The organism is Nocardiopsis sp. NPDC057823 (assembly GCF_042797335.1).
In the GTDB taxonomy this organism is placed as follows: Bacteria; Actinomycetota; Actinomycetes; order Streptosporangiales; family Streptosporangiaceae; genus Nocardiopsis; species Nocardiopsis changdeensis.
The window spans coordinates 499805-511291 of the sequence record NZ_JBHVLR010000002.1 but is presented as its reverse complement, the minus strand read 5'-3'; the positions used below and the strand labels follow the sequence as shown (position 1 = coordinate 511291).

Here is an 11487-nt window from a genome sequence, read left to right as displayed (position 1 = left end):
GGCCCCCGGCCCCCCGCGCCGGTGTGCACCCGGGGCGCCCCGCCCGGGGCGGGGCCACTGGGGCCGGCGGGGCGGGGGCGCCCGGGCCCCGCCCCCCCCGCGACCACGAGGGCGAGAGCCCCCGGGGCCTCCTCGGGGAGGGCGTCAGAGGGCCACGCCGAGCAGGGTGTCGACGGTGGTGCGGGCCAGCGCCGGGGCGGCGGTGTCGGTGCCGCCCTCGGTGAGCGCGGCCCGCGCCCAGGCGTCCACCGCGGCCAGCGCCGCCGGGGAGTCCAGGTCCCGGGCCAGCGCGGCGCGCACCGCGGCCAGCAGCGGGGCGGCGTCGGGGGCCGCGCCCAGGGCGAACGCGGCGCGCCAGCGCTCGGCGCGGGCGTGGGCCTCGGGCAGGTGGTCGTCGGTCCACTCCCAGGCGCCCCGGTAGTGGTGGGTGAGCATGGCCAGGCGGATCACCGCCGGCTCCACCCCCTGCTCGCGCAGCTTGGACACGAACACCAGGTTGCCCAGCGACTTGGACATCTTCTCGCCGTCCAGGCCGACCATGCCCACGTGCAGGTGGGCCCGGGCGTTGGGGCCGCCGGTGATACAGCGGGTCTCGGCCGCGCCCATCTCGTGGTGGGGGAAGACCAGGTCGTTGCCGCCGCCGTTGAGGTCGAAGTCCGGGCCCAGCCGGTCCAGGGCGATGGCGCTGCACTCGATGTGCCAGCCCGGGCGGCCCCGCCCCAGCGGGCTCTCCCAGGCGGGCTCGCCCGGCCGTTCGGCGCGCCACAGCAGCCAGTCGAGCGGGTCCTTCTTGCCGGGGCGGTCGGGGTCGCCGCCGCGCTGCCCGAACAGGTCGAGCATCACGTCCCGGTCCAGGTGGCCGATCTCGCCGAAGCGTTCGGCCTCGGCGACGGAGAAGTACAGGTCGCCGTCGAGGTCGTAGGCGGCGCCGGTGTCGCGGATGCGGGCGGCCAGGTCGCTGATGAGGTCGACCGACTCGACCACGCCGACGTAGGAGGTCGGCGGGATGATGCGCAGGGCCGCCATGTCGTCGCGGAAGACGTCGATCTCGCGGTGGGCCAGGTCGCGCCAGTCGACGCCGATGGCCTCGGCCCGCTCCAGCAGCGGGTCGTCGATGTCGGTGGTGTTCTGCACGTAGTTCACGTCGTGCCCGGCGTCGCGCCACACCCGGTTGACCAGGTCGAAGGTCAGGTAGGTGAACGCGTGGCCCAGGTGTGCCGCGTCGTAGGGGGTGATTCCGCAGGCGTACATTCCGGCCCGGGGTCCGGGGGCGGTCTCCTGTATCCGGCCGGTGGCCGTGTCGTGGAGCCGCAGGGGACCGCCGGTACCCGGCAGGGGGACGATGTCAGGCGCAGACCAAGAACGCATACCGGGAAGACTATCCGGACACCGGGTGGGCAAACGCCCAGGGAGGGGCGGTGCCGCGGTGATGATCACCCCACGGGGACGGGGAATCGGCGGCGGGCGTGCGGGGTTCGGCCGGGGCCGGCGCGGTCAGCGGTGGGCGGCGAGGTCGTCGCGGTGCCGGGCGGCGATGAGGAGCGCCGCGAGGACGGCCGCCGCCCCGCAGATCGCCGCCAGCTCCTCGTTGCCCAGCCTCCAGTGCATCAGCGCGCCGCAGACGGAGACCACGTAGAGGAGCCAGTAGGCCCCGGTCTCCATGAGAACGCCGTTGCGTCCCTCCATCTCGTTTCCCCCTGCCGTGCGCACGTCTCCGCCTGGTGCGCGTGTGACGGCGTGTCCACCGTCTCTGACAGAGACGCACCGGTCACGCAGGGGGTTGTCACGAAGTGGCATCAAGGAGTGTGACAGCCACCATTGGTACGGAGTGCCCGCAGGTACGCGTACGTCCCCTCTGTCCTTTTCCGTGACCAGAGTGACGGATGGCGGGGCGGTCGCGACCTCCGACCGGGACGGCCCCGGCGCCCCCTCCGGGGCCGGGACTGTCCGAAACCCGGCCGCGGGGGCCGGGGGCGGGGACGGCCCCCGCTCGGAGCGCGCCTGTTCCGAGCGGGCGGCGCACCCGGCTCAGGGCCGGGCCGCGGCCTCCAGCTCCAGGAGGTCCAGGTCGGCGGCGGCCCGCGCCAGGTCCGGGTCGTCGGGGGCGCCGAACTCGGCCAGGTCGGCCAGCTCCGCGCGCAGTCTGCGGCGGGCCGAGCGCAGGTCGGCGGTTTCGGTCAGGGGACGGGCGGCCAGCGGGCCGCGCCCCGAGACGACGCCGTCGGAGGTGCGCAGCTCCCACTCCCAGCCGGCGCCCCCTCCGGTCCGCCGGGCGTGTTCGAGGACCCCGACGGAGGCGGGGGCCCGGTCGTCGACGCGGACCCAGCGGCCGACCAGGGCGGCCGGGTCGGCGGGGCGCTGGTAGGGCTGGTCGGGGGCGGGGATGGCGCTCATCGGCGGTCCTTCCATCGGGGACGGCTGACCTGGGCGTGCGTTGCACTCCTCGTGCGGGTTGACGCAACACCCGGGTTTTCGGTTCACCCTCAACACGTTCATGCGGGTCGCCTATGACGCGGTTTCGGAATTCTTTCGGAGGTTTTTTGTGGCGACCGCCCGGGTGGGTCCCCTACCGGTTCCCCGGGGAGCCCTCCCCGAAACACCGGACGGGAAGTTGGATAGGCTAACCTAACCAGGACCGGGTCCCCTCGCAGATGCCCGGCCCCACCCTTCGCCGGGAGAAGAGAGACGACCCCCATGAAGATCCGCAACCCCGAGCGCCGCGCCATGGTCCGCGCCCGCGTCGTCCGCACCGAGCGGACCACCCCCAATTTCGTCACCGTGACCCTGGGCGGCGAGGAGCTCGCGGACTTCGAGTTCCTGGGCCTGGACCAGTGCGCCCGGCTGTTCCTGCCGCGCGAGGGGCAGCAGCGGCTGCGGCTGCCCCAGGCCGCGGGCAACGGCTGGATCGCCAAGTACTACCTGATGCCCTCCGCCGAGAAGCCGCTCTTCCGCAACTACACGCCCCGCCGGTTCGACGCCGAGCGCCTGGAACTGGACATCGAGTTCGCGGTGCACGGCTCCCGGGCCCCCGCCTCCGGCTGGGCGCTGAACGCGAAGGAGGGCGACGAGGCCGGCCTGTTCGCCGAGGGGTACTACTACCTGCCGCCCGAGGACGCCGACTGGCAGCTGCTGGTGGGCGACGAGAGCGCGCTGCCGGCGCTGCTGTCGATCGTCGAGCAGGCTCCCGAAGACCTGCGCGCCGAGGTGTTCCTGGAGGTCCCCGAGACGGCCGACATCCGCGAGGTCGAGGCCCCCGACGGGGTGAACCTGCACTGGCTGCCGCGTGACGGCGGCGGTGGCGTGCCCGGCGAGCTGGCGCTGCGGACGGTGCTGGCGGCGGACCTGCCCGCGGGGACCCCGTACTGCTTCGTGGCCGGGGAGCGGGCCCTGCCGACAGGGCTGCGCCGGGAGCTGGTGCGCGGGCGCGGGGTGCCCAAGACGCACATCTCCTTCATCGGGTACTGGCGCCATGGGGCGGCCGCCTACAAGTGACGCGCGAGGCGGGCCGGGCCGGCGACCCCGGCCCGGCCCGCCCCCGGCCGCGCCGGGGCGGGGCGGCACGCGGCCGGATGGCACCCCAGCCGATGGCGCGCCCCCCGGCGGGCCGGACGGGGACGACCGGGCGGCGGCCGGGAACGCGGCCCCCAAGAGACCGGGTCCCACCTCTTGTTCCGGTCCCCTGACTAAACGTAAAGTCACTTTACGATTCAGTGGGTCACACGGCGACCGCGCTCGGTCGCCATGGTCGCGCCCCGGCGGCACGACCGCTCCGTCCGCTCCCCCGCCCCCCGGGGCGGGACCACTCCCCCGGAGTACGCGCATGCGCACGAGACGATTCCGCACCCCCCTCTCCGTGGCGGCGGCCGTGGCCGCCCTGGCCCTCCTGGCCCCCGGCACCTCCGCCGCCGCCCCCGCCCCAGCCGAGGCCGAGCCGGCCGCCGCCGCCGCGCAGGCCGCACTGGTCTGGTCCGACGAGTTCGACGGCGCCGCTGGGAGCGCTCCCTCCGCCGCGAACTGGAACCACGAGACCGGCGACCACGGCTGGGGCAACAACGAGCTCCAGAACTACACGAACAGCCGCGCCAACTCCGCCCTGGACGGCAACGGCAACCTCGTCATCACCGCGCGCCGCGAGGCCGACGGGAGCTACACCTCGGCCCGGATGACCACCCAGAACAAGTTCCAGCCCCACTTCGGCCGGGTCGAGGCCCGCATCAAGATCCCGCGCGGCCAGGGCATCTGGCCCGCGTTCTGGATGCTCGGCGGGAGCTTCCCGGGCACCCCGTGGCCCAACTCCGGCGAGATCGACATCATGGAGAACATCGGCCGCGAACCCCACCTGGTCCACGGCACGGTCCACGGCCCCGGCTACTCGGGCGGCGAGGGCATCACCGGCTCCTACATGCACCCGCAGGGGTGGTCGTTCGCCGACGACTTCCACACCTTCGCCGTCGACTGGCGCCCGGGCTCCATCACCTGGTCGGTGGACGGCAACGTCTACCACTCCGTCACCCCCTCCAGCACCGGCGGCGACCCGTGGGTGTTCGACCAGCCGTTCTTCATGATCCTCAACGTGGCCGTCGGCGGGAACTGGCCCGGCTACCCCGACGGCAGCACGCAGTTCCCGCAGCAGATGCTGGTGGACTACGTCCGCGTGTACTCGCTCGACGGCGCGGGCGGCGGCGGGACCGGCACCATCACCGCCTCCAACGGGATCTGCCTCGACGTGGCGGGCGCGGCCAACGCCGACGGCACCCCGATCCAGCTCGCCCACTGCAACGGGAACCAGGCCCAGCAGTGGACGGTGGGCTCCGACGGCACCGTCCGCGCCTACGGCCGGTGCCTGGACGTGGCGGGCGGCGGCACCGCCGCGGGCACCCGGGTCCAGCTGTGGACCTGCAACGGGACCGGCGCCCAGCAGTGGACGCACACCGCCCAGCAGGGGCTGCGCAACCCGCAGTCGGGGCGCTGCCTGCAGCCCGTCGGCCGGGCGCAGACCGACGGGACCCGCACCGAGATCGCGAACTGCGACGGCAGCGCCGTCCAGAGGTGGAACCTGCCCTGACCCTCCCACCCGCGCCCCGGGCCGCCCCGGGGCGCACCCGTGACCCCCGTTGAATCGCGCGGCCCGCCGGTCTTCCCCACCGGCGGGCCGCCCCTTTTCCCGGGGCCGCGCGGCCCCGGCCGCCGCTCGCCGCATCGGCCCGCCGCGCCGCAGGTCGGCGGGCGAGTCGGACATCACACCCGGTGGCCGGCGGTTACCGGGAAGTAGACCACCCCCGGCCCCGGTTGTGCCAGTGTCGCCGGATGTCCGGACATCCGACGCCCCGGGCAACGGAGCCCGCACCCCCGCACACCGACCTCACCCCCCGGTCCACTCCACAGCCGTTCAGAGAGGTCCGCCATGCCCTTGGCCCTGCTCGCCCTCGCCCTGGGCGCTTTCGCCATCGGAACCACCGAGTTCGTCATCATGGGCCTGCTGCCGGAGGTCGCCGACGGGCTCGGCGTCAGCATCTCCCACGCCGGGTACCTCATCTCCGCCTACGCCCTCGGCGTCGTCGTCGGCGCCCCGCTGCTCACCGCGATGGCCACCCGGCTGCCCCGCAAGACCGTCCTGATCCTGTTCATGGTCCTGTTCGCCGTGGGCAACCTGGCCACGGTGCTGGCCCCCACCTACGAGACCGTGTTCGCCTCCCGGGTGGTCGCCGGGCTCCCGCACGGCGCGTTCTTCGGCGCCGGGGCGCTGGCCGCCGCCCAGATGGCCGGGCCCGCCCGGCAGGGGCGCGCGGTGGCCCGCATGTTCCTGGGCCTGACCGTCGCCAACATCATCGGCGTCCCCGCGGGCACCCTGCTCGGCCAGGAGCTGGGCTGGCGGTCCGCCTTCCTGGTGGTGACCGCGATCGCCGTGCTGGCCGTGGTCGGCATCGCCGTGTTCGTGCCCCGGCTGGAGCGCACCGGCACCGGGCGGCTGATGCCCGAGGTGCGGGCGCTGGGGAACTCCCAGGTGCTGCTGGGGCTGCTGTCGGCGGTGTTCGGGTTCGCGGGCGTGTTCGCCGTGTACAGCTACATCGCGCCGATGATGACCGAGCTGGCCGGGATGAGCGGCGGTGGCGTGACCGTGGTGCTGGCGCTGTTCGGCATCGGCATGACCCTGGGCTCGCTGGTCGTGGGCCCGCTGGCCGACCGGGCGCTGCGGCCCACCATCTACGGCGCGCTGGGGTCGCTGGCCGTGGTGCTGGTGGTCTTCACGTTCACCGTGCACAACCCCTGGACCGCGATGGCGTCGGTGGTGGTGCTGGGCGCGGTCGGGTTCGGCGTGGCCACGCCGTTGCAGCTGCTCGTGATGAACAAGGCGGGCGCCGCGCCGGCCCTGGCGTCGGCGGCCAACCACTCGGCGTTCAACCTCGCCAACGCGGGCGGCGCCTGGCTGGGCGGGGTGGGCATCTCCGCGGGGCTGGGGCTGTCCTCCCCCGCCGCGATCGGCGCCGTCCTGGCGGTGACGGGCCTGGCGATCGCGCTGATGGCCGGACTCCTGGACCGGCGTGCCGGGGCGGGAGCACCGGAGGCCGCGAAGGCCGCCGCCGAACCGTCCCGGGAGGCCTCGCAGGTCTCCTGAGCCGCCCGGCGGACCCTCAGCCCCGGCCGTCCGTCAGAGGCGGACGGCGGCGCCCAGCCGGGCCACGGCCTCGCGCAACCGCGCGGGGCCGTGGCCCGCGTAGGCGATGACCAGGCCCGGCGGACCGGGGGCGGTGCGGTGCCGCGACAGCGGCTGCACCGCCACCCCGGCGCGCTCGGCGCGGGCGGCGGCCTCCCGGTCGTCCACTCCCCCGGGCAGCAGCACCAGCAGGTGCAGGCCCGCCGCCACCCCCAGGACCGTGCAGCCGGGCAGGTGGGCGCGGACCGCCGCCACGGCGGCGTCCCGGCGGGAGCGGTGGCGCGCCCGCATCGTGCGCAGGTGGCGGGCGATGGTGCCGTCGCGCAGCAGCAGCGCCAGGGCCAGCTGGGGCAGCGAGGGCGAGCCCAGGTCGGCGGCCCAGCGCGCCTCGACCACGTCCTCCAGCAGGTGCGGGGGCGGGACCAGCCAGCCCGCGCGCAGGGCCGGGGCCAGGGTCTTGGACAGGCTGGAGGTGTGCGCCACCAGGTTCGGGTCCAGGCCGTGCAGGGCGCCGACCGGTGAGCGGTCGTAGCGGTACTCGGCGTCGTAGTCGTCCTCGATCACCAGGCCGTCGCGCTCGCGCGCCCAGGCCAGCAGCGCGCGGCGGCGCAGCGGCGACAGGACCACGCCGGTCGGGAACTGGTGGGCGGGCGTGACCAGGACGGCGCGGGCGTCGGTGGCGGCCAGGGCGTCGGTGTCGATGCCGTCGCCGTCCACCGGGACGGGGACCGTGGAGCGCAGCCAGTGCCCGAGGATCATGCGGTTGCCGTCGGCGCCGGGGTCCTCGCGGGCCATGGTGTCCAGGCCGCGGGCGCGCAGGACCTGGGACAGGATGCTCAGGGCGCCGGTGACCCCGGCGGTGACCACCATCTGCCCGGGGGCGGCGCGCACGCCCCGGGAACGGGCCAGCCAGGCGGAGAGCTCGGTGCGCAGCTCCAGCGTGCCCTGGGGCGGGGCGTAGCCGAGGGAGCGGGCGGTGGCGGTGGACAGGACCTCGCGTTCGGCGCGCAGCCAGGCGGCGCGGGGGAAGGCCGCCAGGTCGGGGATGCCGCTGGCGAGGTCGACGGTCTCGGGCGCGTAGACGGTGGGTTCCCAGGTGCCGGTGGAGCATGCGGCGGGGGCGTCCAGGGGGCGGGCCGCCACGGCGGTCCCGGCGCCGCGGGCCGCCGTGAGCAGGCCCTCCTCGGTGAGGCGCTGGTAGGCCTCGACCACCGTGCCGCGGGCCACGCCGAGGTCGGCGGCCAGCACGCGGGTGGGCGGGAGCCGGGTGCCCAGCGGCAGGACGCCGGAGGCGACGGCCGAGCGCAGGGCCCCGGTGAGCCATTCGGTGCGCTCGCCGCGCGGGACGGCGGAGGCGTCCAGTTGCAGGAAGTCCGAGCCCTGGGCCATCTCCCCCGCCCCCTTTGGTCCGGTCGGAACGCTCATGTTTGGTCCTGTCGGTCGGACCATACCGGGTCCAGAGTGGAGGCGTGCAAAAGACATCTTCCCTGAGCCCCGCTCCTTCCGCCTCCCCGGTCTCCGCTCCGTCCGCCGCCTCCGCTCCGTCGTCCCTGTGGGGGCTGTGGCCCGCCCTGGGCGGGATGGCGCTGATGGGCAGCAGCGTCGCCGTGATCGGGGCGACCGCGGACATGCCCGCGTTCGTCGTCCAGTCGGCCCGGTACGCGGTGGCGGCGGTGGCGGTCGTCGCGCTGGCCCGCCTGTTCGCCCAGAAGGTGCCGCTGCCGCGCGGCCGGGACGTTCTCTGGGTGGTCGCCGGCGCCCTCTCCGGGCTGGTGGGGTTCAACCTGGCCCTGATCGTGGGAACGGCGCACGCGGAACCGGCGGTGCTCGCGGCGGCGGTGGCGTGCATCCCCATGGTGCTGTCGGTGGCCGGGCCGCTGACCCGCGGCGAACGGCCGTCGGCGCGGATCGTGGCGGGGGCGCTGGTGGTCAGCGCCGGCGCGGTCGCGGTGACCGGATGGGGGCACGCGGACGTGATCGGCGTGCTGATGGCGCTGGCGCTGATCGCGCTGGAGGCCGGGTTCACGCTGTTCGGGGCGCCCGCGCTGCCGCGCATGGGGGCATGGGGGTACACGGCGGCGACGACGGTGACGGCGGCGCTGGTCTTCGGAGTGCTGTCGCTGTTCGTGAACCCGGCGGGGTGGGCGATGGTCGCCGACCCGGCGGTGCTGGGTGCGGTGGTCTACCTGGGGGCGGTCGCGACCGCGCTGTCGTTCGTGCTGTGGTTCACGGGTGTGGCGCGCATCGGCGCGGGCGCCGCGAGCCTGGCGGCGGGTGCGGCCGCACCGACGGCCGCCCTGGTCGCCACCGCCCTGGGCGCCCCCATGCCCTCGCTCGGCGCGTGGATCGGCATGGCGGTGATCGGCGCCGGGCTCGCGGTCGGTTTCGCCCCCCTGCCCCGGCGGAGCCCGCGGAACACGGAACCGGCGGCGACGTCGGCCTGAGCCCGCGGAACCCCCGGGCGGCGGCCCTGGCGGCCTGATCCGCCGGGGCCGCCAGGGCTGCGGGGACGGGGCCGCGCGAGGGCCAGGAACTCGGTACCGAGCGTGCGCGTTCCGGCACGGCGCGGAGTCCGCATGCGGCCACGGGCTCCGCGCACGGCCGTCCGAGAGATATCTTGGCCGGGCCCTCCCCTGCCCCCGGTACGGCGCCCCGGTCCCGCGACGCCCTGAGGAACCCCCGCTCCGTGTACCCCCTCACCTCCGACGACCCGCGCACCGTCGGCCCCCACCGCATCCTGGCCCGCCTGGGCGCGGGCGGCATGGGCCGGGTCTACCTGGCCCGCACCCCGGGCGGGGACCTGGCCGCCCTCAAGCTCGTCAAGGACGACCTGGCCCAGGACCCCGAGTTCCGGGCCCGGTTCGCCCGCGAGGTCCGCGCCGCGCGCCGGGTCTCCGGCCCCCTCACCCCGGCCGTGGTGGACGCGGACACCGACGCCGCCGTCCCCTGGATGGCCGCCGAGTACGTGCCCGCCCCCACCCTCAAGGAGGCGGTGCGCGAACACGGGCCGCTGCCCGCCGAGTCCCTGCCCGTGCTGGTGTCCGGCCTGGCCCGCGCGCTGGAGGCGGTGCACGCGGCCGGGCTCATGCACCGCGACCTCAAACCCGGCAACGTGCTGCTGTCGCCGCGCGGGCCGCAGGTGATCGACTTCGGGCTGGCACGGGCGGTGGAGGGCACGGTGCTCACCCGCACCGGGCAGACCTTCGGCACCCCCGCCTACACCTCGCCCGAGCAGATCAGGGGCCGGGACGTCTCCCCGGCGAGCGACGTGTTCTCGCTGGCCGGGACGGTGCTGTTCGCCGCCTCCGGGGAGCCGCCCTTCGGCTTCGCCCCGCCCCGGGAGACCCTGCGCCGGATCCTGGAGGAGGCGCCGAACCTGGGCGCGGTCCCGGAGGGCCCGCTGCGCGACCTGCTCGCCCGCTGCCTGGCCAAGGGCCCCGGGCACCGGCCGGACATCGCCGGGATCCTGGCCGAACTGGCCGACGTCCCGATGCCGGACACCGGGCACCCGTGGCTGCCCGGCCCCGTCACCGAGGACGTCCGCCTCCTGCGGGAGCGGGAGGCCGGGGAGCGCGCCCGCGCGGACCGGGCCCGGTGGCGGCGGCCCGCGCTGGCGGCGGTGGCGGCGGCCGCCGCACTGGCGCTGGTGGCCGGGGGCGGGTACGCGCTCACCGTTCTGCCCGGAGGCGGAGGGGGCGGCGGCACGGGCGACGACACGGCGTCGGCCGGCGCAGGCGGGACGGCGGACGGCGCGGACGGCGCCGGCGCTGAGGGCCCGGCCTTGGAGGAGGCGGGCGGCGCACCGTCCGTCGACCCCGCCTTCGCCCCGGAGGGGTACCGGCAGAGCCTGTCATGGGCCGAGGACGTGGCCTTCTCCCCCGACGGTGAACGGATCTACGCGACCGGCTCCCTCTACTTCTCCGTATGGGACCGGCGGACCGGTGAGATCACCGCTTTCCTGAACCCCTCGCCGTCCTCCGTCGACGTCAACGCCGAGGGAACGATCGCGGCCGCCTACGCGGGCGGAACAGGGCACACGCACCGGGACCGGATCGAGGTCCACAGGGACGACGGCGGCACCCTGGTCCACGAGACCACCCTGCTCTACGAGGATCAGTCGACCGACCCCCGTATCCCCGCGCTCTCCCCTGACGGCACCCGCCTGTCGGTCCTCGTCGACATCCGGGAAGGGGACCGGACCACACACGGGCTGCATGTCTGGGACGTCGCCGCGGCCGAGCACACCGGCACCATCCCCCTGCCAGGGGAGGACGGCTACTCCTATGTGTTCGACCTGGAGTACACCGCCGACGGCGGATTCCTGGTCGGCACCGTCAGCGACAGCACCGACCGCGTGCTGGGCGTCGCCGTGTGGGACACCGGCACCGGGGAGTGGGTCCACTACTTCGAGAGCCCGGGGAACCTGGGGTTCGCCCTGCATCCGAGCGATCCGTCGGTGATGGCGCTGCTGGAGGACACCGACCGGGTGCGCCTGGTGGACCTGGAGACCGGCGGCACCCTGCGGGACCTGGGCCGTATCGGCGAGGACGATCCCGATGCCGGATTCCCCCTCGCGTTCTCCTCCGACGGTGAACGGCTGTACGCCGGGACCGAGGACCCGTACGCCGTCACCGACCTGCTCGGAACGGTGTGGGACACCGGCACGGGCGAGGTCCTTCGCGACGGCGACGCCCTGCTGCCCGGGCCGGTGGGACCGCATCCCCGCGACGAGTTCCTGGCCGTGCTCGACACGGAGGCGGCCCAGGTGCTGGTACTGGACGGCGAGAACCTCACCGTCGTCGACGAGCTGTACTGAGACACCCCGCTGAGAC

Annotated in this window: 9 protein-coding genes; 5 read left to right on the top strand and 4 right to left on the bottom strand. The window is 75.4% G+C overall.

What is annotated here, in order from left to right:
* Window positions 1-144 precede the first annotated feature (144 nt).
* The 3 genes from mshC to ACFVNO_RS06490 form a co-directional block, all read right to left on the bottom strand.
* Entirely contained in the window at window positions 145-1368 is a 1224-nt protein-coding gene (gene mshC / locus ACFVNO_RS06500; protein ID WP_355254934.1) for a cysteine--1-D-myo-inosityl 2-amino-2-deoxy-alpha-D-glucopyranoside ligase, read from the bottom strand.
* Window positions 1369-1494: 126 nt separating this feature from the next.
* Entirely contained in the window at window positions 1495-1686 is a 192-nt protein-coding gene (locus ACFVNO_RS06495; RefSeq protein WP_220562038.1) for a hypothetical protein, read from the bottom strand.
* A 342-nt stretch (window positions 1687-2028) separates the two neighbouring features.
* Complete coding sequence (locus tag ACFVNO_RS06490) at window positions 2029-2394, bottom strand: hypothetical protein (RefSeq protein ID WP_355254936.1); 366 nt, start codon at window positions 2392-2394, stop codon at window positions 2029-2031.
* A gap of 300 nt (window positions 2395-2694) precedes the next feature.
* Between ACFVNO_RS06490 and ACFVNO_RS06485 the strand changes: the two genes are divergently transcribed.
* The 3 genes from ACFVNO_RS06485 to ACFVNO_RS06475 all read left to right on the top strand — a co-directional run bounded on the left by ACFVNO_RS06485 (window position 2695) and on the right by ACFVNO_RS06475 (window position 6616).
* Entirely contained in the window at window positions 2695-3492 is a 798-nt protein-coding gene (locus ACFVNO_RS06485) for a siderophore-interacting protein (protein WP_378889959.1), read from the top strand.
* A gap of 328 nt (window positions 3493-3820) precedes the next feature.
* Window positions 3821-5065, top strand: a complete 1245-nt coding sequence (locus ACFVNO_RS06480) for a family 16 glycosylhydrolase (RefSeq protein ID WP_378889956.1) — start codon at window positions 3821-3823, stop codon at window positions 5063-5065.
* A 339-nt stretch (window positions 5066-5404) separates the two neighbouring features.
* On the top strand, window positions 5405-6616 hold the full coding sequence (locus tag ACFVNO_RS06475) for an MFS transporter (RefSeq protein ID WP_378889953.1): 1212 nt from the start codon (window positions 5405-5407) through the stop codon (window positions 6614-6616).
* Between the two features lie 33 nt (window positions 6617-6649).
* Here the strand turns inward: ACFVNO_RS06475 and ACFVNO_RS06470 are convergent, their stop codons facing one another.
* Window positions 6650-8080, bottom strand: a complete 1431-nt coding sequence (locus tag ACFVNO_RS06470; RefSeq protein ID WP_378889950.1) for a PLP-dependent aminotransferase family protein — start codon at window positions 8078-8080, stop codon at window positions 6650-6652.
* 44 nt (window positions 8081-8124) lie between these two features.
* Between ACFVNO_RS06470 and ACFVNO_RS06465 the strand changes: the two genes are divergently transcribed.
* Both ACFVNO_RS06465 and ACFVNO_RS06460 read left to right on the top strand, forming a co-directional pair.
* A complete protein-coding gene (locus ACFVNO_RS06465; RefSeq protein ID WP_378889947.1) occupies window positions 8125-9099 on the top strand; it encodes a hypothetical protein in 975 nt (324 codons plus the stop codon).
* A gap of 242 nt (window positions 9100-9341) precedes the next feature.
* A complete protein-coding gene (locus ACFVNO_RS06460; protein ID WP_378889944.1) occupies window positions 9342-11471 on the top strand; it encodes a WD40 repeat domain-containing serine/threonine protein kinase in 2130 nt (709 codons plus the stop codon).
* Window positions 11472-11487 lie beyond the last annotated feature (16 nt).